General features: G+C 65.4%; 20 protein-coding genes. 10 read left to right on the plus strand and 10 right to left on the minus strand.

What is annotated here, in order from left to right; all coding sequences use genetic code 11:
- Window positions 1-39 precede the first annotated feature (39 nt).
- Entirely contained in the window at window positions 40-531 is a 492-nt protein-coding gene (ybaK, locus tag CSQ95_RS12015) for a Cys-tRNA(Pro) deacylase (RefSeq protein ID WP_099409684.1), read from the minus strand.
- 37 nt (window positions 532-568) lie between these two features.
- Here ybaK and CSQ95_RS12020 point away from each other — a divergent pair, with 37 nt between their 5' ends.
- Window positions 569-1,546 (plus strand): endonuclease/exonuclease/phosphatase family protein, encoded by a 978-nt coding sequence (locus CSQ95_RS12020; RefSeq protein WP_099409685.1) that lies wholly within the window; start codon window positions 569-571, stop codon window positions 1,544-1,546.
- Here CSQ95_RS12020 and CSQ95_RS12025 read toward each other — a convergent pair.
- Window positions 1,543-4,077 carry a bifunctional diguanylate cyclase/phosphodiesterase gene (locus CSQ95_RS12025; protein ID WP_099409722.1) on the minus strand — a complete coding sequence of 845 codons (2,535 nt, stop codon included), beginning with the start codon at window positions 4,075-4,077 and terminating at the stop codon, window positions 1,543-1,545. The genes CSQ95_RS12020 and CSQ95_RS12025 overlap by 4 nt on opposite strands.
- Window positions 4,078-4,468: 391 nt before the next feature.
- Between CSQ95_RS12025 and CSQ95_RS12030 the strand changes: the two genes are divergently transcribed.
- From CSQ95_RS12030 to CSQ95_RS12045, 4 genes are all read left to right on the plus strand, one after another.
- Complete coding sequence (locus tag CSQ95_RS12030; RefSeq protein ID WP_099409686.1) at window positions 4,469-5,707, plus strand: efflux RND transporter periplasmic adaptor subunit; 1,239 nt, start codon at window positions 4,469-4,471, stop codon at window positions 5,705-5,707.
- A gap of 3 nt (window positions 5,708-5,710) precedes the next feature.
- On the plus strand, window positions 5,711-8,830 hold the full coding sequence (locus CSQ95_RS12035) for an efflux RND transporter permease subunit (RefSeq protein WP_099409687.1): 3,120 nt from the start codon (window positions 5,711-5,713) through the stop codon (window positions 8,828-8,830).
- 358 nt (window positions 8,831-9,188) lie between these two features.
- The gene (locus tag CSQ95_RS12040; RefSeq protein WP_070223069.1) at window positions 9,189-9,911 is read left to right on the plus strand and encodes an MgtC/SapB family protein; all 723 of its coding nucleotides are present in this window, start codon (window positions 9,189-9,191) and stop codon (window positions 9,909-9,911) included.
- Window positions 9,911-10,222, plus strand: coding sequence for a hypothetical protein (locus tag CSQ95_RS12045; RefSeq protein ID WP_143449955.1), 312 nt, complete (start codon window positions 9,911-9,913; stop codon window positions 10,220-10,222). Before CSQ95_RS12040 ends, CSQ95_RS12045 begins: the two co-directional genes overlap by 1 nt.
- Here the strand turns inward: CSQ95_RS12045 and CSQ95_RS12050 are convergent.
- On the minus strand, window positions 10,214-11,611 hold the full coding sequence (locus tag CSQ95_RS12050) for a cell wall metabolism sensor histidine kinase WalK (RefSeq protein ID WP_180279044.1): 1,398 nt from the start codon (window positions 11,609-11,611) through the stop codon (window positions 10,214-10,216). The genes CSQ95_RS12045 and CSQ95_RS12050 overlap by 9 nt on opposite strands.
- The gene (locus CSQ95_RS12055) at window positions 11,604-12,284 is read right to left on the minus strand and encodes a response regulator transcription factor (protein WP_070312291.1); all 681 of its coding nucleotides are present in this window, start codon (window positions 12,282-12,284) and stop codon (window positions 11,604-11,606) included. Before CSQ95_RS12055 ends, CSQ95_RS12050 begins: the two co-directional genes overlap by 8 nt.
- A gap of 238 nt (window positions 12,285-12,522) precedes the next feature.
- Here CSQ95_RS12055 and CSQ95_RS12060 point away from each other — a divergent pair, with 238 nt between their 5' ends.
- Genes CSQ95_RS12060 through CSQ95_RS12070 form a run of 3 tightly spaced genes read left to right on the plus strand, consistent with a single transcriptional unit; the run spans window position 12,523 to window position 18,017 of the window.
- Complete coding sequence (locus tag CSQ95_RS12060) at window positions 12,523-13,656, plus strand: efflux RND transporter periplasmic adaptor subunit (protein ID WP_099409690.1); 1,134 nt, start codon at window positions 12,523-12,525, stop codon at window positions 13,654-13,656.
- Window positions 13,649-16,753, plus strand: coding sequence for an efflux RND transporter permease subunit (locus tag CSQ95_RS12065; protein WP_099409691.1), 3,105 nt, complete (start codon window positions 13,649-13,651; stop codon window positions 16,751-16,753). Before CSQ95_RS12060 ends, CSQ95_RS12065 begins: the two co-directional genes overlap by 8 nt.
- The gene (locus CSQ95_RS12070) at window positions 16,740-18,017 is read left to right on the plus strand and encodes a TolC family protein (protein ID WP_099409692.1); all 1,278 of its coding nucleotides are present in this window, start codon (window positions 16,740-16,742) and stop codon (window positions 18,015-18,017) included. The genes CSQ95_RS12065 and CSQ95_RS12070 overlap by 14 nt, the downstream gene beginning before the upstream one ends.
- A 66-nt stretch (window positions 18,018-18,083) precedes the next feature.
- Here CSQ95_RS12070 and CSQ95_RS12075 read toward each other — a convergent pair whose 3' ends face one another.
- The 6 genes from CSQ95_RS12075 to CSQ95_RS12100 form a co-directional block, all read right to left on the minus strand.
- Window positions 18,084-18,290 (minus strand): hypothetical protein, encoded by a 207-nt coding sequence (locus CSQ95_RS12075; protein WP_099409693.1) that lies wholly within the window; start codon window positions 18,288-18,290, stop codon window positions 18,084-18,086.
- Window positions 18,291-18,370: 80 nt separating this feature from the next.
- Window positions 18,371-19,288: a site-specific tyrosine recombinase XerD gene (gene xerD, locus CSQ95_RS12080; RefSeq protein ID WP_257218035.1), complete on the minus strand. Its 918-nt coding sequence runs from the start codon at window positions 19,286-19,288 to the stop codon at window positions 18,371-18,373.
- A complete protein-coding gene (locus CSQ95_RS12085; protein WP_099409694.1) occupies window positions 19,285-19,797 on the minus strand; it encodes a methylated-DNA--[protein]-cysteine S-methyltransferase in 513 nt (170 codons plus the stop codon). The genes xerD and CSQ95_RS12085 overlap by 4 nt, the downstream gene beginning before the upstream one ends.
- Window positions 19,798-20,222: 425 nt before the next feature.
- On the minus strand, window positions 20,223-21,503 hold the full coding sequence (locus CSQ95_RS12090; RefSeq protein ID WP_070223052.1) for a TRAP transporter large permease: 1,281 nt from the start codon (window positions 21,501-21,503) through the stop codon (window positions 20,223-20,225).
- On the minus strand, window positions 21,500-22,072 hold the full coding sequence (locus CSQ95_RS12095) for a TRAP transporter small permease (RefSeq protein ID WP_099409695.1): 573 nt from the start codon (window positions 22,070-22,072) through the stop codon (window positions 21,500-21,502). Before CSQ95_RS12095 ends, CSQ95_RS12090 begins: the two co-directional genes overlap by 4 nt.
- A gap of 118 nt (window positions 22,073-22,190) precedes the next feature.
- On the minus strand, window positions 22,191-23,183 hold the full coding sequence (locus tag CSQ95_RS12100; protein WP_373631888.1) for a TRAP transporter substrate-binding protein: 993 nt from the start codon (window positions 23,181-23,183) through the stop codon (window positions 22,191-22,193).
- A 136-nt stretch (window positions 23,184-23,319) separates the two neighbouring features.
- Here CSQ95_RS12100 and CSQ95_RS12105 point away from each other — a divergent pair, with 136 nt between their 5' ends.
- Both CSQ95_RS12105 and CSQ95_RS12110 read left to right on the plus strand, forming a co-directional pair.
- Entirely contained in the window at window positions 23,320-25,344 is a 2,025-nt protein-coding gene (locus tag CSQ95_RS12105; protein WP_257218036.1) for a PAS domain S-box protein, read from the plus strand.
- 26 nt (window positions 25,345-25,370) lie between these two features.
- Window positions 25,371-25,955, plus strand: coding sequence for a response regulator transcription factor (locus CSQ95_RS12110; protein ID WP_070287725.1), 585 nt, complete (start codon window positions 25,371-25,373; stop codon window positions 25,953-25,955).
- The last annotated feature ends 82 nt before the right edge of the window (window positions 25,956-26,037 follow it).

Raw genomic sequence — 26,037 nt, forward strand, 5'->3', positions numbered from 1 at the left:
CCAGCGTCCAGTCCAGGGACAGGGTGGCGTCTGGTTTTCTTAATCTTGCAGCGCGCACTGCACCGGCTTGGCCTTGAGCAAGTCGAGCAAGACCTGCGGCGCCAGCGAGACGAGGAAACCACGCCGCCCGCCATTGATGTAGATGCGCGGCAATTCCAGGATCGACGCTTCCACGTAGACGGGCATGGCTTTCTTCGTGCCGAACGGCGAGGTGCCGCCGATCATGTAGCCGGAATGGCGCTGCGCCACCTCGGGTTTGCACGGCTCGACGGACTTGCAGCCGATGCCGCGCGCCAGGTTCTTGGTCGACACCTTGCAGTCGCCATGCATGAGCACGATCATCGGCTTGGCCGCCTCGTCCTGCATCACCAGGGTCTTGATCACCGCGTGTTCCGGCACGCCCAATTCGCGCGCCGAGACGCTGGTGCCGCCGTGCTCCTCGTAAGGATACGGGTGTTCTTCGAAGGAAACTTGATGCTTGCGCAGCAGCTGCGTCGCCTGGGTTTCGGAAATATGCTCTTTTTTAGCCATGCGTGATACGCTGATCGTTCAGTGAGGAGTGCTAATTATGCAGGAAGAAATCCGCTTTGCCACATTCAATGTCTGCAACCTCGCCCCCGCCGGGGCGAAATTGTATGACAACCTGGAACCGTTGAGCCCGGCGCAATACGAGGCCAAGGCGGAATGGACGGCGCGGCAGATCGACCTGCTCGACGCCGACGTGATCGGATTCCAGGAAATTTTCTCGCAGGCAGCCCTGCGCGACGTGCTGTCGCGCACGCGCCATTACCGCGAAGCCACGCTGGCCGGCTACGATGCGATGGATATTGCCGGACGCATGCTGCCCACGGTGGCGCTCGTATCGCGCCTGCCGCTGGCCGGTGCCGGTGTTGCCTGGGCGAATTTTCCCGCCGGCGTGACCGTGTCCGCCGACAGGCAGCCCGCCGACGACAACGCCTGCCGCTTCGCCCGCGCTCCACTGCATGTCCAGGTCATCTTGCCGGGCGGACAACTCACGGACGTGGTCGTCGTGCATTTGAAATCGCGCCGGCCCGACTACCGCCATGGCGACGGCAACGATGCCATCGCCTACGCGCTGGCCAACCTGCGCTCGCTGCAGCGGCGCGGCGCGGAAGCCGTGGCGCTGCGCGTGCTGGCAAGCGAACTGGGCCACACTGGCCGTCCCCGCATCGTGCTGGGCGACTTCAACGACATCGCCAATGCCGTCACGACGGCCATCGTCATGGGCGCCGGCGCGCCGTGCGAACCGGGTGCCGAAATGCGCGCGCGCCTGTACGACGCCAACGCCATCGCCCTGCGCCAGGATGCCCTGCGCCACGCGGGCTACACGAATATCCACGACAGCGCCTACATGACGATCGACCATATCCTCGTGTCCGAACATTTTCATCCCGCCTCGCCGCGCGCCATCGGCGTGCTGCAGGAAGTGACGTATCTCAACGACCATTTGCTGCTGGGCTTGCCGCATGCCTCCGACCATGGCCAGGTGCTGGCACGCATCAAGCTGCTGGGCAACATTGACTAATTCAATAACTTCGCCAGCGTGCTGCCCGCGACTTGCGCGCTGGCAAAGCGCCCCTGGTATTGCTGGCAGCCCTGCCCCCGCAGATACGCCAGCTGCTGCGCCGTTTCCACGCCTTCGGCGATCACCGTCAATTGCAGCTCGCGCGCCATGGCGATGATGGTGGCGGCGATGGCCGTGTCGGACTCGCTGGCCGCGCCGTCCGCCGCGGCCGGCAGGAACGACGGGTCGATCTTGAGTTGATCCACCGGGTAATGGCGCAGATTGGCCAGGCGCGAATAGCCGGTGCCGAAATCGTCGATGGCCAGCCTGGCGCCCAGCGCGCGCAGCTGGGCCAGCACGCCGGCCAGGCGCGCGCCGCCCTTCATCAGCAAGGATTCCGTCACTTCCAGCTCCAGGCAGGCGGCGGGCAAGCCCGACACGGCCAGCGCCTCTTGCACGCTGAGCAATAAGTCATTGTGCAGGCACTGCGCCGGCGACAGATTCACGGCCACGCGCCAGGCATGGCCCGCATCGTGCCAGGCGCGCGCGCGGCGGCAGGCTTGCTGCAGCACCCAGTTGCCGATCGACACCATCAAGCCGCACTCCTCGGCCACGGCAATGAAGCGCTCGGGCGGCAGCAGGCCCAGTTGCGGGTGGCGCCAGCGCAACAGCGCTTCGGCACCGAGGATTTGCCCGCTGGCGACATCGAGCGCGGGCTGGAATTCGAGCACGAACTCGTCGCGGCCCAGCGCTTCGCGCAAGCCCTGCTCCAGGCTGGCCCGCTCGACGATTTGCGCATTCATCTCGGCATTGAAAAACTGAAAATTGTTACGCCCGCTTTCCTTGGCGTGGTACATGGCGATGTCGGCGTTGTGCACGAGGCTATCGATGCTGTCGCCGTCGCTGGGAAAGATGGCCACGCCGATCGAGGTCGACACATGCAATTCGTACTCGCCCAGCTGATAGGGTTGCGTGACGGCATGCAGCAGGCTGGCCGCCACGTGGGCCACCTGGTCGATGCCGCCCACCTCGGCCAGGATGATGACGAACTCGTCGCCGCCATGCCGGCTGACCGTATCGACGCCGCGCACGCAGCGCACGAGGCGCCGCGCCACTTCCTTGAGCAGCAGGTCGCCCACGTGGTGGCCCATGCTGTCGTTGATGTGCTTGAAATGGTCGAGGTCCAGGTACAGGATGGCCAGCATGCTCAGCTTGCGCCGCGCGGCCGCCAGGGCCAGCGACAGCCGGTCGAGCAGCAGCACACGGTTCGGCAAGTCGGTGAGGAAATCGTGCTCGGCCAGATGGCGCGTGTGCTCCTCGCTTTTCTTGCGCTCGCTGATATCGCTGAGGATGGCCAGATAATTGCTCAATTGCCCCTGCGGGTCGCGGATGGCCGTCAGCGACAGCCAGGCCGGATAGCGCCCGCCCGCCTTGCGCTGGCCGACGATGTCGCCTTGCCAGTAACCGTTGGCATCGACTTCGTCCCACACGTGGTCGAAAAATGCGGGCACGTCCGGCTCGACGCCGTGCGGGACGAAGGGCTTGCCCAGCATGTCGTCGAGGCTGTAGCCGCTGATCTCGCTGTACGCGGGATTCATGCTGACGACGTGCTGCTGCGGGTCCATCACGACGATGGCCTCGCGCGCATGCTCGACCACCTGCGCCGACAGGTACAGGGCCCGCTCGGCCAGTTTGCGTGAGGAAATATCGCGGATCACGGCGTAAAACAGATAGCTATGGTCGAGCGTGACGGACGTAAGCAGCACTTCGCCCCAGAACAGCTGGCCCGTGCACGTCTGGTAACGCCAGTCGTAGCGGCAGTTGCCGTCGGCATGGGCCTGCGCCGCCAGCTGCGTGCCGCGCAACGAGGACAATGCGCCATCGGGCTGGCGCAAGGGCGAAAAGTCGCTGAGGCGGCGCCCCAGCAGGCGTGTCCGGTCTTCGCATTGAAACAGGGCGATGGCGGCCGGATTCGCTTCGGCGATGTGCTCGTCGCGCAGCAGCACGATGGCGTCAGCCGACTTCTCGTACAGCTGGCGGAAATTGTCTCCCATCAGCAGCAGGGTGCCCTGCGCCGCGCCATCCTGGCCGCTGGGCGTGATGTCGGCATCGATGCAGACCACTTGCCGCACCCTTCCGGACTGCATGACCGGAAACACGGTGGAACAGATGCAGCGCGGCGCGGCCCCGTCGGCGTCCAGTTTCCACAGGCGCATGCCGCGCGCCTTGCCGCTCTCCCACACGGCCGCCAGTTCGCCGCTAACCTCCTCGGCCAGGGTGGCGGCACCGGGCAGCGAAGCGGCCACCCTGGCCCACGGCTGGCCCAGCGCCAGCTCGGCCGCCACGCCATACAGGCGCGCCGCACCCGCGCTCCAGTAGCGCACGATGCCGTCGCGGTCGATGCCGCGCACGGCCAGGCCGGGCGCCTGCTCGACGGCGGCAACGATGATGGACAGCAAGTCGAGCGCCTTGCCGGCCGGCCCCGCCTGCGGTTCGGCCGCAGCCAGCAAACGGCCCGGCGACGGGGCGGCTCCGACAATCCGATCAGACATCAGGCCCCCCGTGACGTGGCCGCGCGGCAACCGGCGGGCAAATGGCCTGTCCGGTGGCGCAACCATCCCGACCATTCTTGCGCGCCGGCGAATCGGCTTCTTGAGAAGGCGCAAGCATCGTGACGTGGACGGCGCGCATGCTGGCCGTGGTCTTTGGTCGCCGTTTTTTGCATTCCAGCCCCGATTTTGTGCAATCTGTCGCACGGCGATGGCGGCCGGACTTGAATCTTCCTAAAGTGGCAACATGCGCATCGCCGTGAACGGCCGCAGCGGCAGGCGTGTCGTCTGCGGCCGCCACGGTGATGCGCTACCCGAATTCCCCCGGCCTGCCGCAGGCCGGCCGCACCGAGACCTGGCGCCGAAGCCCTGCGCCGCTCCTGAAAAAAAACCTATGAAAAACGAGACCCTGCCCCCCGCCTCTCCCCTTGCCGCCACGCGCCGCCGACGCTGGCGCACGCCCCTCTTGATCCTCGTCGTGCTGGGCCTGGCCGGCGGCGGCTGGACGGTGATGCAATCGAAGCAGCAGGCAGCCAAAGTTGCCGAACAGCAAGCGAGCAAGAAGAAGGAACAGGAAAAGACGCCCGTGCATGAACTGGCGCAGGGCGACGTGGCCGCCATCGATGCGCGCGCCCTCAGTATCAGCCTGCCCCTGTCCGGTTCGCTGGCCCCCGTGACCCAGGCCACCATCAAGGCCAAGGTTTCCGGCGTGATCCAGGAAACGACCTTGCAGGAAGGCCAGCAAGTAGCCAACGGGCAAGTCCTCGTGCGCCTGGACGCGGCCGACCTGCGCGCCCGCCTGACGCAGCAGCAAGCCATGCTGGACGAAGCGCAGGCGCGCCTGTCCATGGCGGCCAAGAATGAGGCGAACAGCCAGGCGCTGCTCAAGCAAAAATACATTTCGCAGACGGCCTACGACACGACGCAGAATTCCGTCGACCTGGCGCGCGCCAACGTCAAGTCCGCCGCCGCCATGGTCGACATCGCCCGCATCGCGCTGGCCGACACGGTGATCCGCGCGCCGATGGCCGGCATCGTCAGCAAGCGCCATCTGCAGGCCGGCGAAAAAGTCTCGCCCGACATGCCCGTCTACACCATCGTCAACCTGGCCCAGCTGACCCTGGAAGCGCCCGTGCCCAGCGCAGAGATTCCCCGCATCAAGCTGGGCCAGGACGTGCGCTTCAAGGTCGACGGCTTCGGCGCGCGCGACTTCGCCGGCAAGGTCACGCGCATCAACCCCACCACCGAGAGCGGCTCACGCGCCATGCTCGTCTACATCGCCGTCGACAATGGCGATGGCGCGCTGCGCGGCGGCATGTTCGCCAAGGGCAGCATCGTCACCGAACGCTCGGCCGTGGCGCCGCTGGTGCCCTTGACGGCCGTGCGCAACGAAAAGCAGGGCCCCGTCGTGTATGCGCTGGTGAATAACAAGGTGGTCGCGCAGCCCGTCACACTGGGACTGCGCAACGAGGATGAAGGCTATGCCGAGGTCAAGTCGGGCCTGGTGCCGGGCGCGAAAGTCATCGTCGCCAAGCTCGATGGCGTGAAACCGGGCCACGGCGTGACCTTCGCCGCGCCCGCCACCGGCCCCGCCCCCGCTGCGCCGGCGGCCGTGCTGGCACGGAAGGATTAAGCCATGTGGATGACCAAAGTCAGCATTCAAAACCCTGTCTTCGCCACCATGGTCATGGTGGCGCTGGTGGTGCTGGGCATCTTCTCCTACCGTGGACTGGGCGTGGAGAGCATGCCCAGCGTGCAGTTCCCGTTCGCCGCCATTGAAGTGAACTATCCGGGCGCCTCGCCCGAAGCCGTGGAAAACGACATCACGCGCCCCATCGAGGACGCCGTCAACACCGTCAGCGGCATCAAGACCATCCGCGCCAACTCGTGGGAAGGACGCGCCGGCGTCTACCTGGAATTCGAGCTGTCGACGAACATGGACAAGGCCATGCAGGACTTGCGCGACAAGGTGGCCCTGGTGCGCCCGCGCTTCCCGAAAGAAGCCAAGGCCCCGTTCATCGCCCGCGCCGAAGGCGACAACGAGCGCCCCATCGCCACCATCGTGCTGACCTCCAGCGGGCATGACCTGCGCGCGCTGTCGACCATGACGGAGCAGATCATCAGCAAGCGCTTCCAGGGCGTGGCCGGCGTGGGACAAGTCAAGCTGCGCGGCCTGCGCGCGCGCCAGATCCTCATCAGCATGAAGCCGATCGAACTCAATGCCCAGGGCATCGGCGTCGATGAAGTGATCCGCGCCATCCAGGCGACGAATACCAACCTGCCGGCCGGCTCCATCAGCCATGGCGCGGCAGAGCAGCTGGTGCGCGTGGAAGGCAAGATCAAGGATGCGCGCGAATTCGGCAAGATCATCGTCGCGCGCCGCGCCGTCGGTCCCGTGTACCTGGACCAGGTGGCCACCGTCGTCGACGGCGAGCAGGAAGAACTGTCGATTTCGCGCATGAACGGCCAGCAAGCCGTGACCATGGAAATCACCAAGGTGCAGGACGCCAACGTGGTCGAAGTGGGCACCGGCATCCTGAAAGTGGCGGCCGACCTGCAAAAGACCCTGCCGCCCGATATCACCCTGCGCGTGCTCGATGACGAATCGGAACGCGTGCAAAGCCAGCTCAATAACGTCAAGCGCACCATCATCGAAGGCGCCGTGCTGACCATGGTGATCGTCTTCCTGTTCCTGCACTCGTGGCGCTCGACCATCATCACGGGCTTGACCCTGCCGATCTCCGTGCTGGCCAGCTTCATCGCCATGAAGGCCTTCGGCTTCACCCTGAACTTTTTGACCCTGATGGCGCTGTCCCTGTGCATCGGCCTGCTGATCGACGACGCCATCGTGGTGCGCGAAAACATCGTGCGCCACCTTGGCATGGGCAAGAACCACTACAAGGCGGCCAACGACGGCACCAATGAAATCGGCCTGGCCGTGATGGCCACCACGTTCGCCATCGTCGCCGTGTTCGTGCCCGTCGCCTTCATGGACGGCATCATCGGCCGCTTTTTCCTGCAGTTCGGCATCACCGTGGCCGTCGCCGTGCTCGTTTCCCTGTTCGTCAGCTTCACGCTCGACCCCATGCTGTCGTCCGTCTGGCGCGACCCCGTCAAGGACCGCTTCAAGTACGCGCCGTGGCTGGGCCGCTTCATGGCCTGGATCGAAACGGGCATCGACCGCCTGCACGTCTGGTACGGCAAGGTGCTGGCTGTGGCCCTGCGCTGGCGCAAGACCACGCTGGCCACGGCCGTGGCGCTGTTCGCGGCCAGCCTGATGCTCGTGCCCATGATCGGCGGCGAGATGTTCCCGGAAACGGACCAGGGCTGGGTCAACCTGCGCTTCAAGACGCCCGTCGGCTCCAGCCTCGAATACACGGATTCCAAGGTGCGCCAGATCGAAACGGCGCTGAAGGAATTTCCCGAGATCGACAGCCTGGTGGCCAATATCGGCACGCCCGATGGGCGCAACACGGCCGAGGTGAACCTCAAGCTGACGGACATCAAGACACACAAGCGCCGCTCGCAGCAGGAACTGGAAAAACTGATCCGCGAACGCCTGGCGCCGATTGCTGGCATCACCCTGTCCGTCGGCCAGCGCCCCATCTTCATCGCCATCCTCGGCACGGACGAAGGCAAGCTCGATGCGGTGGCGCACACCCTGATGGACAAGATGCGCAACATCAAGGGCCTGGCCGACATGGAATACAGCCAGGAAGGCGCCAATCCGTCGACCACCGTGAAGATCAACAACGAACTGGCCAGCGACCTGGGCTTGTCGGTGCAGCAGATCGGCAATGCCCTGCGTCCGTTCGTGGCGGGCGACACGGTCAGCCACTGGCTGGCGTCCGACGGGCAGAACTACGACGTCAACGTGCAGCTGCCCAAATCGGGCCGCCAGAAGGTGGCCGACCTGGCCGACCTGTCGCTGGCGTCGAGCAAGCTCGATGCGAATGGCAAGCCGATCATGATTCCGCTGCGCCAGGTGGTCGACTTCGTGCCGTCTTCCAGCCCGCAAGTGCTGAAACGCCAGGCCTTGCAGCGCCGCGTCGCCATCTATGCGGGCGTGCAGGGCCGGCCCGCCGGCGACGTCGACGCCGATGTGCAGAAAGCCATCAAGTCCATCGACCTGCCGCCCGGAGTGCGCTTCGACGTGGCCGGCAATGCGCAGCAGATGGCCGAGACCATGGGCGGCGCGATGATGGCGCTGGGGATCGCCGTGATCTTCATCTACCTGGTGCTCGCCTCGCAGTTCGGCAGCTTTTTGCAGCCGATCGCCATCATGGTGTCCTTGCCGCTGTCGCTGATCGGCGTGCTGGCCGCGCTGCTGATCACGGGCAGCACCCTGAACATCTTCTCCGTGATCGGCTTCATCATGCTGATGGGCCTGGTCACCAAGAATGCGATCTTGCTGGTCGACTTCACCAACCAGCGCCAGCGCGAAGGCCTGGGGCAGTTCGAGGCGCTGATGGAAGCGGGGCAAGTGCGGCTGCGCCCCATCCTGATGACGACCCTGGCGATGGTGTTCGGCATGCTGCCGATGGCCATCGGCATGGGCGACGGCGGCGAATCGCAGGCGCCGATGGGCCGCGCCGTCATCGGCGGCGTCATCACCTCGACCCTGTTGACCTTGGTGGTGGTGCCCGTCGCCTACACCTATCTGGATAGCCTGGGCAAGCGCGCCGCGCGCTTTTTCGGCGGCGGCGAGCATGCGCACGCCGAATCCGCCGACGGCGGCAAGGCGCACGCCCACTGATCGACCGGTCGCCTTCACCGTCCCCGCATTGGCGGGGACGACGCGGCGGCTTCCTGAAGAGAGCTTCAGTTGACCAAAGCAGCCCCACTGGCTAGACTGTCCCCGTTATCAATGATATGGAGTGACTCGTGGGTGCTTGTTCCAGTGACAGTAGTCGATTGACCATCGGCGATCGGCCTTAGGCAAGACGCGCGCATTCCGCCCGCCCTGCCCTCGGCAAGGTGCGGTTTTACCAGCGGCAGTACTCTCTCGCCGCCACTTCCCCCTCATCGTTCCACCGTGATCGTCTGCTGCCCCCTTGCGGGCGGATTGTCTTCGCCCTTGCACTCGCCTGTTCCTCCCCAGCCGGGAGAAACTGATGGTGGTATTTGATTTTGCGCTGCGCGTTGCCGCGGCATTGACCCTGGGCGCCATGATCGGCGCCGAACGCCAGCTGCGCCAGCGCATGGCGGGCCTGCGCACGAATGCGCTGGTGTCCGTCGGCGCCTCGCTGTTCGTGATGGTTTCCGTGCTCGAAGGCGATGCCTCCGGCCATATGCGCATCGCCGCGCAGGTGGTGTCGGGCATCGGCTTTCTGGGCGCCGGCGTTATCATGCGCGAAGGCATGACGGTGCGCGGCTTGAATACGGCCGCCACCCTGTGGTGCTCGGCCGCCATCGGCATCCTGTGCGGTCTCGGGTTTGCCCTCGAAGCGGCCATCGGCACGGGCTTCGTGCTCATCGCCAACCTGGTGCTGCGCCACCTGGCGCAACGGATCAACGCGCATGGCAGCGAAGCGGGCATCGAGACGGAAAGCATCTACCGCGTGACGGCCGTGTGCGAGGCGGAGCAGGAAGTGCAGGTGCGCAAGCTGATGCTGCGCTTGATCAGCGGCATGCCGGCGCTGATGCTGCAATCCTTGCACAGCGAGGATGCGGCGCAGGCCGGGCGCATCGAAGTGCGCGCCGACCTGCTCACGCCCCTGTCCAGCCTGGGATTGCTGGAGCAGATCGTCAGCCAGGTCAGCCTGGAAGGCAGCGTCTCGGCCGTGCGCTGGGCGCTGGTGAACAACGCGGAATTTGTCGCCGAGCGGGGAGTGTGATGATGAAAAAATTCTTTCATTGGTTTGCCCGGCGCGGCCCTGTCGTGGCCACCTACCGCCTGACCGTCACCTGCCCTGCGGCGCAAGCGGACCACGTCGCGCGCCTGCTGCTGGCCGAACTCAAGGGCGCGGGCCTGGCGCCGTCGCAGATGCTGCGCAGCTGGGACGAAGGAAAGCAGGTGGTGCGCCTGATCGCCACGGTGCTGTGCCAGGCCGTGCAGCGCGCCGTGCTGGTGCGCTTCGTCAACCGCGCAGGCGCCTGGCCGCAAGTGCGGCAAGTGCGCTGGGAAGGCGTGGCGCCTTCAGCTTGAGGCGGGCAGGCGCAGCAGGAACAGGGCGCCGCCTTGCGGGCGGTTCTGCGCCTCGATACTGCCGCCGTACGCGTGCACGATGGCTTGCGACAGGGCCAGGCCCAGGCCGAAGCCGGGCGCCTCGCCCGCGCGCGCCTGGGCGCCCCGGTAAAAGCGCTCGAACAGATGCGGCAAGTCTTCCACGCCGATGCCCGGGCCCGCGTCCGCCACGCCGACGAGTGCATGTTCGCCCTCGCGCGCCACGTGCACGGTGATGCTGCTTCCTGGCGGCGAAAACTTCACGGCGTTATCGAGCAGATTGGCCAGCACCAGGTCCACGGGGCCGGCCGCCACGCGTGCGTGCACGGCCACACTGTCATCGAAGACGATGCGGATGCCGCGCTGCGCTGCCGGCTTTTCCAGCCGCTGCGCGGCCGCCCGCACGAGCGGATTGAGCGCGATGGTTTCCACGGCATTGCGCTCCTGCCCCACGTCCAGGCGCGTGAGCATCAGCAGTTCTTCCACCAGGGTCGTCAGGCGCTGCACTTCATCGAGGCAGGACGCCAGCGCATCGACATACTCGGGCGTTTCGCGCGGACGGCGCAGCGTGATTTCGATTTCCGTGCGCAGGCGCGACAGGGGCGAGCGCAATTCGTGCGAAGCGTCGGCCGTGAAGCGGCGCTGCGCATCGTAGCCGTGTTCCAGGCGGTCCAGCATGGCGTTCAGGGTATCGACCAGGCGGCCGATCTCGTCCTGCGTGCCGGGATGGGGCAGGCGCTGGTGCAGGCTGGCTTCGCCGATCGAATGCGCCTGATCCACCACGTCGTCGATGGCGCCCAGCACGCGGCGCGTGAGCATTTCGCCGGCCAGCCCCACGGCCGCCAGCAAGGCCAGCGCCATGGCGCCAAACAGCACGGTGGCCGCGGCCAGTACGTGATTGGTGTCGTCGAGCGAACCGGCCACCTGCACCGCCAGGCGCGCGCCGGACGAGGGCACGGGAATCGAGACCATGCGCAGCGGTTCCTCGCCGAACTTGGGCAGGGTTTCGAAGACGGTCTCGCCGGCCGCCAGGCGCGCCAGCAGGGCGGGCGGCGCCGGCAACTGCGCCGCCTCCAGGTTGCGGCTGCGCGCCAGCACGCGGCCTTCGCCATCGATGATCTGCACCAGGCGGTCCAGCCGCGTCAACGACGGTGGCGCCAGGCCCGGCGCCACCTCATGCACCTGCACGGGCTGGCGCGGCGCGGCCGGCAGCATGGCCATTTCCGTCTCGGCCAGCGCCAGCAGGGCCGCATCGAGCTGGCCATGCACGGCGCGCGACAGGCCCCAGTAGCCGGCCAGCGCCGTGCAGGCGACGATGGCGAGGATGACGGCCAGGTGCACCAGCAGCAGGCGCTTGCGAAAGCTAGCCACCATGGTTTTCCGCCAGGCGGAAACCGCGTCCGCGCACCGTGTGGATCAAGGGCGGCAAGCCCGGCGCATCGACCTTGCTCCGCAGGTTGCGCACGTGGACATCGATCAGGTTGTCGATGCCGATCAGGTCCGCCTGCCAGATCTGCTCGGCCAGGCGCGCGCGGCTCACCACCTCGCCCGCCTGGCGCAGCAGGATCAGCAGAATCGCGTATTCCTTGGGCGTGAGCACCAGCGGCGCGCCGGCCCGCGTCGCCTGGTGGCTGACGGGATCGAGCGTCAGGTCGGCCAGCGCCAGCACCAGCGGGCGGCTGATGTCCGAGCGGCGCAGCAAGGCGCGGATGCGCGCCAGCAGCTCCTCGAATTCGAACGGCTTGGTCAGGTAATCGTCGGCGCCCGTGTTCAGGCCCGCCACGCGGTCGGCCGTGGCATCGCGCGCCGTGAGCATCAGCACGGGCGTCTGGATGCCACGCGCGCGCAAATCGCGGCAAAAATCGATGCCCTGCTTGCCCGGCAACATCCAGTCCAGCACGATCGCGTCGTAGTCGACGGCGTAGCTTTCGTCCTCGCCCTCTTCCGCGCTGTGCGCCACGTCGACGACAAAGCCTTCTTCCTGCAAGCCACGGGCCAGCAGGCGCGCCGCCTTGCGGTCGTCTTCCACCAGGAGGATTCTCATGCCTGCCTTTCCCATTGTGCTGTGTTTTCCCGCATTTTCCATCCTTGCATTTTACCGCGCCACACCGCGCGCGCACGCAACCTGAAGAATGATTCAGGCGTTCTTGGGCGCTTCTTCAGGAGCACATTGCTATGCTTTTCCGGCGCTGTCATACCGCTGCCCGCGCTCCCCTCTGACCGCCCGCCTGGGCACGGCATCCACGCACGCCCCATCACCATCAATAACAAGGAAACACGGGATGAACACGACCACCCGCAACGCCCTGGGCGCCAGCTGCGCCCTCGCTCTCGCCTGCTCGGCCCTGGCCGGCTGCGCCAAACCGACGGCGGCAGCCACGCCGCCCGTCCAATCGATGCATCTGGACGACGGCAGCATCGCCGTCGACAGGATGTCGCCGCTGCGCCAGCGCCTGCAGATCGCCGCCGTGCAGGAACAGGAGATCGCCACGCAGACGGAGGCGCCGGGCAGCATCGAAGCGATGCCGGAAAAACTGGTGAAGATCACGCCGCCCCTGGCCGGGCGCATCACGCGCTTGCAGCGCGCCCTGGGCGACAGCGTGAAGGCGGGCGACCCGCTGTTCACGCTCGACTCGGCGGAACTGAGCGCCGCCTACGCGGACGACAGCAAGGCGAAGTCCGCCCTGCTGCAGGCGCGCCAGGAACTGGAGCGCCAGAAAACGCTGTTCGAGGCGGAAATCGCCGCGCGCAAGGAATATGAAGCGGCCCAGGCGGCCTTTGCGCAGGCCGGCAGCGACGCGCAGGCCAGCGCCGACAAGCTGGCCCAGTACGGCGCCGGCGCGCGCGGCACACGCGGCACCCGCCGCGACTACGTGCTGCGCTCACCCATCGCCGGCACCGTGATCGCCATGGAAGGCGCCCAGGGCGGCTACTGGAACGATATCAACGCGCCCGTCATGACGGTGGCGGATCTCTCCACCGTGTGGCTGTCGGCCAACGTGGCCGAAAGGGACCTGGCGCAAGTGGCCGTGGGCCAGACGGCGCGCATCACCGTCGACGCCTGGCCCGGCAAGGCTTTCGAGGGCAAGGTCGCGTATGTGGGCGCCGTGCTCGATCCCGAGACACGCACGGTGAAAGTGCGCGTGGCCATCGACAACCGCGCCGGCACCTTCAAGCCCGGCATGTTTGCCCACGCGGGGTTCGCCGGCGCCAGCCGCCGCGCCCTCCTCGTGCCCGCGGCCGCCGTGCTGCAAAGCGGGCCATCGACGCGCGTGATGGTCGAGCGCAGCCCGCTGGCATTCACGCCGCGCACGGTGGAAGTGGGCGCCAGCCATGGAGATCAGGTGGAAATCCTCGCCGGCCTGAAAGCGGGCGAACGCATCGTCGTCAAGGAAGGAGTGCTGCTCAATGATTGACCGTTTCATCGCCACCTGCTGCCAGCGGCGCGGCATCGTCTGGCTGGTGCTGCTGTTCGTCGCCGCCTACGGCGTCTACTGCTGGAAGCAGCTGCCCATCGAAGCCTATCCCGACATCGCCGACGTGACCTCGCAGATCGTCACGCAGGTGCCGGGCCTGGGCGCCGAGGAGATCGAGCAGCAGATCACCATACCGCTCGAGCGCGCCCTGCTGGGCACGCCCGGCATGCACGTGCTGCGCACGCGCAGCCTGTTCGCGCTGTCGCTGATCACCGTGGTGTTCGAGGATGGCAGCGACGGCTACTTCACGCGCGAACGGCTGCAGGAGCGCCTGGCCAGCGTGAACCTGCCGTACGACGCCAAGCCGGGACTCGATCCCTACACCTCGCCCACGGGCGAAATCTACCGCTACACGCTGGAGTCGAAAACACGGTCTTTACGCGAACTGTCCGAGCTGCAGTTCTGGACCGTGATCCCGCGCCTGCAGCAGGTGCGCGGTGTGGCCGACGTCAGCAATTTCGGCGGCCTGACGACGCAGTTCATGCTGGAACTCGATCCCGCAAAACTGGACAGCTACGGCTTCTCGCTGGCGCAGGTGAAGGACGCCATCAATGCCAACAACGTCAGCGGCGGCGGCAGCGTGATCGACCGCGGCCAGCAATCGTACGTGGTGCGCGGCGTGGGCCTGCTGCATTCGCTCGATGACATGGGCAACGTCGTCGTCAGCAGCAAGGACGGCGTGCCCGTGCTGGTGAAGGACCTGGGCAAGCTCGCTTACGGCAACGTGGAGCGGCGCGGCATCCTGGGCAAGGACGACAACCCCGACACCATCGAAGGCATCACCCTGTTGCTGAAGGATTTCAACCCGTCCGAGGCGCTGGCCGGCATCCATGCGGCCGTCGATGACCTGAACGCCAACGTGCTGCCGAAGGACGTCAAGGTCGTGCCCTACCTGGACCGCAGCTCGCTGATCGACGCCACCCTGCACACGGTGGGATTTACCTTGGGCGAAGGCATGCTGCTCGTCGCCCTCGTGCTGCTGCTGTATCTGGGCAGCCCGCGCGCGGCCGCCATCGTCGCGCTGACGATCCCGCTGGCCCTGCTGATCGCTTTCATCTTCATGCACCACTTTAAGATTCCCGCCAATTTGCTGTCCTTGGGAGCGATCGACTTCGGCATCCTCGTCGACGGCTCTGTGGTGGTGCTGGAAAACATGCTGCGCCGCCGCGAACGGGAGCAGGACCGTCCCCTGACCCTGCAGGACGCCATCGAGGCGACCCTGCAGGTGGCGCGGCCCATCATGTTCGGCATGGCCGTCATCATCGCCGCCTACCTGCCCCTGTTCGCCTTCCAGCGCATCGAGTACAAGCTGTTCTCACCGATGGCGTATGCGGTGGGTGCGGCGCTGGCGGGCGCGCTGGTGGTGGCGCTGGTGCTGATCCCTGGCCTGGCCTGGCTGGCCCTGCGCAAGCCGCGCCGCACCTTCCATAACCGCGCGCTGGACAAGCTGGCGTCCGCGTACGGGCGCTTCCTCGAACGCATGGTGGGCAAGAAGCGCTGGGTGGCGATGGTGTGCGCAGGATCGCTCGCAGCGCTTGCCATCCTGGGCGGCAGCATCGGCCGCGATTTTTTACCCTACCTCGATGAGGGTTCGCTGTGGCTGCAGGTGCAGATGCCGCCCGGGATCACCCTGGACAAGGCGTCGGAGATGGCCAGCGAACTGCGGCGCGCCGCGCTGGAATTCCCGGAAGTGTCGACCATCGTCACGCAGACGGGACGCAACGACGATGGCACCGATTACTGGACGCCGTCGCACATCGAAGCGAGCGTGGGACTGCATCCCTACAAAAGCTGGAAGTCGGGCATGAGCAAGCAGCAGCTGATCGCGAAAATGAACGCGCGCTTCGCGCGCCTGCCCGGAGTCACAGTCGCCTTCATGCAGCCGATGATCGATGGCGTGCAGGATAAATTGTCGGGCGCGCACAGCGACCTGACGGTGAAAATCTTCGGCAACGACCTCGATGAAGTGCGCGCCATCGCCGGCAAAGTGGCCAATGTGCTGAAGACTGTCCACGGCGCCTCCGACGTGGCCGTGGACGTGGAGCCGCCGCTGCCCAACCTGAAGGTGGAACTGGACCGCGCGAAGGCGGCCCGCTACGGCATCAATGCGGCCGACGTGGCCGACCTGATTGCCACCGGCATCGGCGGCGCGCCCATCGGCCAGGTCTACGTGGGCGAGAAAAGCTATGACATCGCCGTGCGCTTCCCGCCCGCCACGCGTTCCAGCCCGGACGCCATCGCCAGCCTGAAGCTCACGGCCGCCAACGGTGCCAGGGTGCCACTGGCGCAGGTGGCCACCATCAGCACCACCTCGGGCGAAAGCGTGATCGTGCGCGAAATGGGGCGGCGCCACATCATCGTGCGCCTCAATGCCCGCGGACGCGACCTGGCCGGCTTCCTGGCCGAAGCGCGCCCGCTGGTGGCGCAAGCCGTGGCCAACGAGCACCAGCGCATCAGCGTCGAGTGGGGCGGCCAGTTTGAAAACCTGCAGCGCGCGCAAAGCCGCCTGGCCCTGATCCTGCCGATGACCCTGGGCGCCATGTTCCTGCTGCTGTTTGGCCAGTTCCGCAACCTGCGCCAGCCCGCGCTGGTCTTGCTGGCCGTGCCGCTGGCCATGCTCGGTGGCCTGGCCGCGCTGCACCTGCGCGGCATGACCCTGAACGTGTCGAGCGCCGTCGGCTTCATCGCCCTGTTCGGCGTGGCCGTGCTCAATGCCGTGCTGATGCTGGCGCAGATCAACCGCTTGCGCGCGGACGAAGGCATGAGCTTGCGCGACGCCGTGCTGGGTGGCGCGCGCGACCGCATGCGCCCCGTGCTGATGACGGCCACCGTGGCCGCCCTGGGCCTGACGCCGGCCATGCTGGCCACGGGCCTGGGCAGCGACGTGCAGCGCCCGCTGGCCACCGTCGTGGTGGGCGGCCTGGTGACGGCGACGGCGCTGACCCTGCTGCTGTTGCCGGCCCTGTATTACCTGATCGAGGCGTATGTACAACAACGCCGGACCGATACCGAAGGAGTGAACCATGACACGTTTTAATGTATTGCTGGCGGCCTGTCTGATCGCCCCCTGCGCCAGCGCCGCCCCGTTGACCTTCGAGACCTATTTGTCCGCCGTGGAGAGCCACAGCCTGGAATTGCAGGCGCAGCAGGAAGACATCGTCTCGGCCAAGGCCGGCATCGGCATCGCCGGCCTGCGTCCCGATCCCGAATTCACCCTGGGCGCCACGCGCGAGACCGTGCGCAGCATCGAACACCGCCCAATTACATGGAATCCGGCCATCAGCATGGCCATCGAGACGGGCGGCAAGCGCGCCGCGCGCTTGAAGGCGGCGCACAGCCATGTCGCGCTGGCCGAGGAAGCGGTGGCCGGCTTCAAAAGCGAACTGTATGGCACGGCCGCCGCCGCGTTCACGGAAGCGTGCCGCACGCGCGAGGTCCTCGCGCGCAAGGAGCAGACCATGGCGGCCCTGTCGAAAGTCGTCGACGCGAATGCCGTGCGGCGCAAGGCGGGCGACGTGGGCGGCATCGAGCTGCTGCAGTCGCGCGTGGAACGCGACCAGTTCCAGGCCGAGCTGGCGCAGGCGCGCAGCGAGGCGGACAGCGCCATGTTGAATTTGTCGCCCCCCTTGGGCCGCCAGTTCGACAGCCTGTTTCCGGACGCGCAGCTGGCCTGCGACTTCGCCGCGTATGCCGACCAGGATGCCAGCACCCTGGTGCCGCAGGCGCTGCGCGAGCGCAGCGACGTGCGCATCGCCCGCGCCACCGTGGACAATCTGCGCGACGGCGCGGCGCTCGTGCGCGCCAACCGCTCGGTCGACCCGACCGTCACCGTGGGCCTGGCCGCCGCGCGCGGCTATCATGACGGCTTTGACGCCAGCGGCAATCCCGTCGACGGGTCACCGCGCTCGCGCGCCTTGAGCGTATCGTTGGCCATCCCCATCCCCCTGTCGCGGCGCGACAAGGGCGACGTGGTGCAGGCGGAAGCGGGCGTCACGCAGGCCATGCTGGCCCTGCGCCAGGCGGAACTGACGGCGGAAACGCAGGTGCGCACGGCGCAGCGGCAGCTGCGTGCGGCGCAGGACAGGCTGGCGCGCTACTGCGACGGCGTGCTGGTCGATGCGCAAAAGGTGGTCGATGGCATGCGCCTGTCCTACTTCAGTGGCAATGCCTCGCTGCTGGAATGGCTGGCGGCGCAGCGTTCGGCCGATGAGGCGTATCAGGGTTATGTGCAGGCGCGCGCCGATGCGGCCATCGCCAGCACGCAGCTGCAATTGGCGATCGGCCAGCGGCCGCGCTTGTAGCGGGGGAAGGGAAAACGCGGGGAGACCGGCGCGGCCATGCCGCACCGGTCGTCAGAAACAGGGGAATTACTGCGGCTGGGCAGGTGCGTCGCCAGCGGCGGCTGGATCAGCGTCGACATCTGCGTCGTCCGCTTCCTGCTCATCGCCCTCGCTGCCATCGGCCGGCTTCGGATTGTTTTTCGCTTCCAGCTTGCGCCTGGCTTTTTCCTCGGCTTTCTTCTTCTTTTCCAGCTCTTTTTGCCGTTTTTCGTATTGGAAATTTGTCTTGGCCATTTACTACCTCTTTAGTTTTTAGATGTTACAGATAAGCATATAAGGCACATTATGACGTAGTTGGAGCAAACTCCAAATGTTTAGCCTCGCGGATGATGCTGCGCGTGCAGCAGTTTCAGCCGTTCACGGGCCACATGCGTGTAAATCTGCGTGGTGGAAATATCGGAGTGTCCCAGTAACAATTGCACAACACGCAAGTCCGCACCATGGTTGAGCAAATGCGTGGCAAATGCGTGGCGCAAGGTATGCGGCGACAGCGGCGCCGTGATGCCCGCGTTCAGCGCGTGTTTCTTGATGATGACCCAGAACATTTGCCGCGTCATGGCGCCGCCGCGCCGCGTGACGAACAGCGCGTCGTCCATCTGCCCGTCGAGGATGACGCCGCGCGCCTCCTTCAGGTAGCGCTCGATCCACAGCCGCGCCTGTTCGCCGAACGGCACCAGGCGCGTCTTGCTGCCCTTGCCCGTGATGCGCAGCACGCCATCATTCAGGCTCAGTTCCACCGATTGCAAGTCCACCAGTTCCGACACGCGCAAGCCGCTCGCGTACATGAGTTCGAGCATCGTGCGCTCGCGCAAGCCCAGCGGCGTGCTCACGTCGGGCGCCGCCAGCAACGCTTCCACCTGCGCTTCGCTCAAGGTATGCACGAAGCGCGCCGGCTGCTTGGCCGACACCATCTTCAGGCATGGGTCGGCCGCGATATGCTTGTGCCGCAAGGCCAGTTGGTAAAACCGCTTGAGCACGGAGAGGCGCCGGTTCGACGACGTCGCCTTGCTCTCGTCGTGGCGGGCGGCGAAATACGCCTCGATGTCGGCCGTGGATACCTCGTACAGGCCCTCGCGCCCGGGCCGCGCCACTTCCAGCCAGCGGGCGAACAGCCGCATGTCGCGCCGGTAGGCATCGAGCGAGTTTTTCGACAGGCCGTCTTCCAGCCACAGGCTGTCGCAGAATTCGTCGATCAGGGTGGCGTTGTCCGGCGCCAGCAGGCTGTTCATCATCGTGTTGACCACCCCATGCCCGCCACGCCTTCATGCGCCAGCAGCCAGCGCTTCACGCCCAGGTGGAAGCCGGTCGCGTCGTCGTGGTGGGCAAAGCCGCCCAGACCGCCGGCGGCCGTGACGCGGTGGCAGGGGATCACCACGGGAAACCAGCTGGCGCCGCAGGCCTGGCCCACGGCGCGCGGGGCCGAGCCGATCAGGCGCGCCACGTCGCCATACGTGCGCACCTGGCCGCGCGGGATACCGGCGATCGCCGCCCATACCCGTTGCTGGTAAGCGCTGCCCAGACCTGCCAGCGGCAGGTCGAACGGCGCATCGGGGTCGCGGAAATAGCGCGCCAGTTGTTCGCACGCCCGCTCGGAGACGGCATCCTGCGGATCTTTCTCGGCAAAGTGCGGCGGCAGGTAGACCAGTTCGCATACCTGGCCGTCCTGCGCGCGCACGCCCATGGCGCCGAACGGCGCGGCCACGATGGCGCTGAACAGTTCACTGCCCTGTTGTTTTTTCATCTGCTGATCATTATTCAAGTGTGGCATATATGCAACTTACCGGCGCCGGAAACCGCGCCACGGGAATTATGCACCGACTTTGGGCGTGCCGGCGGACGTTTCCTGCGCACGAAAAAAAAGCGCACCAGTCGGTGCGCTTCAAATATTGCTTCACGTTCCCGGTCGTTTGGGTCCGCCGGTGCCGGCTTGTGGCCGCAGACAGCTATGACTCAACAACTTCTGTGAAACGTGTGTCTCCTCAATATATCCCCGGTATCAATACCGTTTTTATAGACCACTCCCCCACTAACCTTGTTGCCAATTCTGTATTTCAGCCTTGCTACCGGGGCGCATATGCATATACGTGTTTCCCCTTAAGGCTGCCCATCATAGCGCATTTGTTCGGCAGGATCGACTTTTTTTGCACCATGAAGGGGACAACTGTTTTAGTTGTAAATTAAATTTGGCAACCACAGCGAGATTTGTGGTACGTAGGTAATCAAGCCCAGGAAGGCCAGCATCGTCAGCAGCCATGGCATCACGGCCACGGTCAGCTCCGAGATGCCCATCTTGGTGATGCCGGACGCCACGTACAGGTTCAAGCCCACGGGCGGATGGCACATGCCCACTTCCATGTTGACCACGATCAGGATGCCGAAGTGCACGGGATCGATGCCCAGCTTCATGGCGACGGGGAACAAGATCGGCGCCATGATTAGCACGATGGACGACGGCTCCATGACGTTACCAGCCAACAACAACAGTACGTTGACCACCAGCAAGAAGCTGATCACGCCCAGGCCCTTGCCCGTGATCCATTCGGCCATCGCTTGCGGGATGTTCTCGCTGGTCATCAGGAACGAGAACAGCACGGCATTCGTGATGATGTACAACAGCATCGCCGACATGGCGGCCGAATCGAGCAAGACCTTGCCCACTTGCTTGATCTTCAAGTCCTTGTAGACGAAGACGGCGATGATGAAGGCGTACACGGCAGCCATGGCGGCCGCTTCCGTGGGCGTGAAGGCGCCCGAATAGATGCCGCCCATGACGATGACGATCAGCAGCAGGCCCCAGGCGCTCTTCTTGAACGTGACGAAGCGCTCGCCCCAGCTGGCCTTCTGCATGCGCGGATAGTTGTGCTTGCGCGCCAAAAACCACGTGGTCAGGCCCAGCAGCATGGCCAGCATCATGCCGGGAATCACGCCCGCCATGAACAGCTTGCCCACGGACGTGTTCGTGCTGACGGAATACATCACCATCACGATAGAGGGCGGGATCAGAATGCCCAGCGCGCCCGAAGTCGTGATGACGCCGGCGCCGAAACCGCGCGGATAGCCCTGCTTGACCATGGCCGGCAGGATGATGGAGCCGATCGCCACGACGGTGGCGGGGCTCGAGCCGGAGACGGCCGCAAACAGCGCGCACGCCATCACGCCGGCCAGCGCCAGGCCGCCATGCCAGTGGCCGACCATGGAGCTGGCGAAATTGATCATGCGCCGCGCCACCCCGCCATGCGTGAGGAAGTTTCCCGCCAAAATGAAGAACGGGATGGCCATGATTTCGAACTTCTCGATACCCGTGAAGATCTTCAGGGCCACCGATTCGATGGGCACGCTGGTCATGGTGAACAGGAACGTCAATACCGTCAGGCCCAGCGAGATGGAGATCGGCATGCCGGTCAGCATCAGCGCCAGCAGCAGCACAAAAATAATCAGCGCGTTCATGCCTTGGCTCCTTTTTCTTCTGCCGTCAGTTCATCTTCCAGGCCCTCGACGTGCGAGTGGTCGTGTTTTGGCAAGGCGCCCGTCTTGATGAAATGCACCATCACCTGCAGGAAGCGGAAGCACATCAGATAGGAACCGAGCGGCACGGCCAGGTAGACCAGCCACATCGGCACTTCCATGTCGGCCGAGGTCTGGTCCGTGTGGCCGATCGACCACACGAAGCTGGCGCCAAGTGTCCCGACGATGCCCGTAAACAGGGCGCCGGCGGCCAGGCCGAAGACGATGAAGCGGTCGCGCCAGCGGGGGTTCATGCGGTTGATCAGGACGTCGACGCCCACGTGGATGCCCGTGCGCACGCCATACGCGGCGCCGAACTTGGCCATCCAGACGAACATGTAGATGCACAGTTCCTGGGCCCAGCTGGTGTTGATTTGAATCAGGAAGTCTTGCAGGCCCGGAATCGGCAAGCCTGCCAGGTAGCGGTGCACGACCGCGACGAAGATGATGAAGGTGGCCGCGCCCATCAGGGTCGCGATCAGCCACTCTTCCAGGTGATCCAGAAATTTCATGGTGGACTTTCAAAGAATGCGGGTGCACGCACTCCCGCGCAGGACGCGCGGGAGTCGTTCAAACGGACTGGCAGGGATGCCCTGCCTGCCGCGCCAGGCGGCGCGGCGCGCTCAATGCTTACTTCGCGCTTTCCTTGTTGATGGCCGAGATCAGATCCTTGCCGATGCGCCCTTCCATGGCCTTCTGCACGGGCGCCAGCGCCTTGCGCCACTCGGCCTGTTCCTGCACCGTCAGCGTGTAGATCTGCGTCTTGCCCGCTTTCTTGATGGCCTCGAGGGCCTGGTCGTTGTCGCGCTGGGCAATGGCTTTTTCAAACGTGGTCGCCTCGCGCATGGCTTTTTCCAGCTGCGTGCGGATATCGGGCGGCAAGCCGTCCCAGAATTTCTTGTTGACGATGACGGCATAGCCCAGGTAGCCGTGGTTGGACACGGTCACGTGCTTTTGCACTTCATGCATCTTTTGCGTGTACATATTCGATGGCGGATTTTCCGTGCCGTCGACCACGCCCGTCTGCAGCGCCTGATACACTTCCGAGAAGGCCAGCACTTGCGGGTTGGCGCCCAGCGCGCGCATTTGCGCGTCAAGCACCTTCGACGACTGGATGCGCATTTTCAGGCCCTTGAAGTCGGCCGGGGTATGCAGCGGCTTGTTGGCCGACATCACCTTGAAGCCATTGTCCCAGTAGGCCAGGCCCGTGATACCCTTGGGCTCAAGCTTTTTCAGCAGGCTCTTGCCGATTTCGCCTTCGGTGACGTTGTACAGCGCCGTCTTGGTGGGGAAGATGTAGGGCAGGTCGAACGCTTCGAATTCCTTCACGCCCAGCGGGCCGAACTTGGCCAGCGACGGCGCCAGCATCTGTACGGCGCCCAGCTGCAGCGCTTCGAGTTCTTCCTTGTCCTTGTACAGCTGGCTGTTCGGGTACAGTTCGACCTTGACCTTGCCATTCGTGGCTTTTTCGGCCAGTTGCTTGAAGCGTTCTGCGGCCTGGCCTTTCGGCGTGTCCGTCGCCACGACGTGGCTGAACTTGATGACGATGGGGGCTTGCGCGTAAGCGTGGACGCCGGCGGTGGTGCCGATGGCCGCGCACAGCGCGACGAACATGGTTTTCATCTGCATTTTTGTCTCCTGAGTGGTTTTTAGAAAAACTTTATTATTTGTCTACTTGGATATTGTGCCAAAGAAACTGCCTCGGCTATTGTGGTTAACCACAATAGCCGGTTCCCGATAAGCCGCTACCCTGCCAGCCATGCCGACTCCCCCCACCCTTGCGCGCCGCTTCAAGCTATCGAGTCCGATGCGCTGGCTGCTGCCCGTCATCCTGCTGCTGCTGTTCCTGTCCATCCTGTTCTGGCTGCCCTGGCAGGCACGCCAGATGGAAAGCAACGAGCGCCAGGAGCAGCTGATCGCCGATACGCTGTGGGTGGAACAGACCATCCGCTTCCAGCTGGCGCGCAACGAGGAAAGCCTGTTCAACCTGGGCGTGGACATCGCCAGCGGCTCCCTGTCGGCGGAAAAAGTGCACGAACGGCTGCAGCAGATGCTGCGCAATGGCCGCGAATTGCAGCGCGTGCTGTGGCTCGACACGAGCGGCAAGGTACTGGCCACCAGCGACAACAAGCTGCCGCACGCCCTGTCGTTTGCGCCGGCCTCGCTGATGGCGGCCGACAATGCGCGCCGCCTGCACCGGGGCCAATACGCCCAGCCTTCGCAGCAGACGGGCTTTCCCGACGCGCCGCCGGGCGCCATGCTGATGGATTACCACCAGCCCCTGTTCGATGGCCAGCGCTACGTGGGCAGCCTGGTGGCCACCTATCAGATCAGCAGCCTGCTCGATGAAATGGTGCCGTGGTGGTTCGCCCAGGATAACCAGATTTCGCTGATCGACCGCGACGACAAGGTGCTGGCGCGGCGCGCCGCCGCCGGTCCCGGCCACGGCGTGTACACGCACAAGCGCGCGCTCGACGTGCCTGGCGCCACCATCACCCTGTTTACCGACAGCGTGAAAAGCCAGCCCAAGCTGCTGCCCAATCTGCTGGTCGGCTCCGTCATCGCCCTGTCGCTGGGTTTGCTGTGGAGCTTGCTGGCCCTGTGGCGGCATATTTCGCGCCGCCTGGTGGCCGAGGGCGCGCTGCGCCAGCAGATGCTGTTCCGCACGGCGATGGAAAACTCGCTGGTGACGGGCATGCGCGCGCGCGACCTGGAAGGAAGGGTCACCTACGTGAATCCCGCGTTTTGCCAGATCGTCGGCTATCCGCCCGAGGAAATCCTGGGCCGTCTGCCGCCCATGCCCTACTGGGTGCCCGAAGCGCTGGAGGAATACCAGCAGCGCTTCGTCAAGGCCCTGGCCGGCAATCCCACGCCGCAGTTCGAAACCTATTTCCAGCGCCCGGACGGCACGCGCGTGCCCGTGCTGATCTTCGAAGCGCCGCTGGTGGACAAGAACGGCCAGCAGACGGGCTGGATGGGTTCCGTGCTTGATATCTCGGACCGCAAGCGGGTCGAGGAGCTCAATCGCCAGCAGCAGGAAAAACTGCAAACGAGCTCGCGCCTGGCCACCATGGGCGAGCTGGCGTCGATGCTGGCGCATGAACTGAACCAGCCGCTGGCGGCCATTTCCAGCTACACGACAGGGGCCTTGAATTTGATCCGCCGCGCCATCGAGCATGACGCCCCCGTCGATCCGGGCACCCTGAAGCCGGCGCTGGAACAGGCCAGCGCGCAGGCGCAGCGGGCCGGCCAGATCATCCGCAGCGTGCACGATTTCGTGCGCAAGAGCGAACCGCAGCGCCAGGATATCGCCCTGCGCACTCTGATCGACGGCATCCGCGCGCTGATCGACCTGCAGGCGCGCAAATACTATGTCACCATCCAGGAAGAGCTGCCGCCGGACCTGCCGCTGCTGCGCGCCGACCCCGTGATGATCGAGCAAGTGCTGCTGAACCTGACGCGCAACGCCATCGAGGCCATGCAGGATGCGGCGCCCGGACGGCGTATCATGCGTCTGCGGGCCAGCCACGACGCGCAGCAAGGCATGGTGACGGTGGACGTGATTGACCATGGCCACGGCATCCCGGTGGACGTGGCCGAGCGGCTGTTTTCGCCGTTTTTCTCGACCAAGTCCGAAGGCATGGGCATGGGCCTGAACATCTGCCGCACCGCCATCGAATTTCACGGCGGCGCGCTGACCTTCGGCGCCAACCCCGCTGGCGGTACCATCTTTACCTTCAGCGTGCCGGCCGCGCCGCGCGCCGCACCAGGCAATAACGAATAACGAATAACCGACAAGCCGGAGACACCATGCTACACATCATCGACGACGAAGAAGTCGTGCGCGACTCCCTCTCCTGGCTGGCCGCCTCGCGCAGCATCGAGGCGCGCAGCTACGCCAGCGCCCAGCAATTTCTCGATAGCCTCGACGGCGGCTTCGACGCCGCCGGCGACTGCGTGCTGCTCGACGTGCGCATGCCCGACATGAACGGCATCGCCCTGTTCGACCAGCTGGTCAAGCGCGACCTGACGGCGCGCCTGCCCGTAATTTTCCTTACCGGCCACGGCGACGTGCCGATGGCCGTCGACAGCCTGAAACGGGGGGCCTTCGATTTCTTTGAAAAGCCGTTCAACGACAACGACCTGATGGACCGCGTGCAGCAGGGCCTGGCCAACTCGCGCCAGGCGGGCGAACTGGCCGCCGTGCACGCGCGCCTGGCCACCCTGTCGACGCGCGAACGCGAAGTGCTGGACCTGATTTTGGCGGGCAAGATGAACAAGGTGGTGGCCGACAAGCTGGGCATCAGCATGCGCACTGTGGAAGTCCACCGCGCGCATATCTTCGACAAGATGCAGGTCAAGACGGCGGTGGAGCTGGCGGGGTTGTTGAAGTAATGGCGGTAACGTTGGATTACGCGGCGCTGGCGCGCCGCTAATCCAGCCTACGCCGTATATTGCAACGTAGGTCGGCGTAGGT

It is taken from the genome of Janthinobacterium sp. BJB304, assembly GCF_002735765.1.
Classification (GTDB): Bacteria; Pseudomonadota; Gammaproteobacteria; order Burkholderiales; family Burkholderiaceae_D; genus Janthinobacterium.

Coding starts and splice junctions, on each gene's coding strand:
- ybaK (WP_099409684.1), bottom strand. CDS start 531: ATGGCTAAAAAAGAGCATATTTCCGAAACCCAGGCGACGCAGCTGCTG.
- CSQ95_RS12020 (WP_099409685.1), top strand. CDS start 569: ATGCAGGAAGAAATCCGCTTTGCCACATTCAATGTCTGCAACCTCGCC.
- CSQ95_RS12025 (WP_099409722.1), bottom strand. CDS start 4,077: ATGTCTGATCGGATTGTCGGAGCCGCCCCGTCGCCGGGCCGTTTGCTG.
- CSQ95_RS12030 (WP_099409686.1), top strand. CDS start 4,469: ATGAAAAACGAGACCCTGCCCCCCGCCTCTCCCCTTGCCGCCACGCGC.
- CSQ95_RS12035 (WP_099409687.1), top strand. CDS start 5,711: ATGTGGATGACCAAAGTCAGCATTCAAAACCCTGTCTTCGCCACCATG.
- CSQ95_RS12040 (WP_070223069.1), top strand. CDS start 9,189: ATGGTGGTATTTGATTTTGCGCTGCGCGTTGCCGCGGCATTGACCCTG.
- CSQ95_RS12045 (WP_143449955.1), top strand. CDS start 9,911: ATGATGAAAAAATTCTTTCATTGGTTTGCCCGGCGCGGCCCTGTCGTG.
- CSQ95_RS12055 (WP_070312291.1), bottom strand. CDS start 12,284: ATGAGAATCCTCCTGGTGGAAGACGACCGCAAGGCGGCGCGCCTGCTG.
- CSQ95_RS12060 (WP_099409690.1), top strand. CDS start 12,523: ATGAACACGACCACCCGCAACGCCCTGGGCGCCAGCTGCGCCCTCGCT.
- CSQ95_RS12065 (WP_099409691.1), top strand. CDS start 13,649: ATGATTGACCGTTTCATCGCCACCTGCTGCCAGCGGCGCGGCATCGTC.
- CSQ95_RS12070 (WP_099409692.1), top strand. CDS start 16,740: ATGACACGTTTTAATGTATTGCTGGCGGCCTGTCTGATCGCCCCCTGC.
- CSQ95_RS12075 (WP_099409693.1), bottom strand. CDS start 18,290: ATGGCCAAGACAAATTTCCAATACGAAAAACGGCAAAAAGAGCTGGAA.
- xerD (WP_257218035.1), bottom strand. CDS start 19,288: ATGATGAACAGCCTGCTGGCGCCGGACAACGCCACCCTGATCGACGAA.
- CSQ95_RS12085 (WP_099409694.1), bottom strand. CDS start 19,797: ATGAAAAAACAACAGGGCAGTGAACTGTTCAGCGCCATCGTGGCCGCG.
- CSQ95_RS12090 (WP_070223052.1), bottom strand. CDS start 21,503: ATGAACGCGCTGATTATTTTTGTGCTGCTGCTGGCGCTGATGCTGACC.
- CSQ95_RS12095 (WP_099409695.1), bottom strand. CDS start 22,072: ATGAAATTTCTGGATCACCTGGAAGAGTGGCTGATCGCGACCCTGATG.
- CSQ95_RS12100 (WP_373631888.1), bottom strand. CDS start 23,183: ATGAAAACCATGTTCGTCGCGCTGTGCGCGGCCATCGGCACCACCGCC.
- CSQ95_RS12105 (WP_257218036.1), top strand. CDS start 23,320: ATGCCGACTCCCCCCACCCTTGCGCGCCGCTTCAAGCTATCGAGTCCG.
- CSQ95_RS12110 (WP_070287725.1), top strand. CDS start 25,371: ATGCTACACATCATCGACGACGAAGAAGTCGTGCGCGACTCCCTCTCC.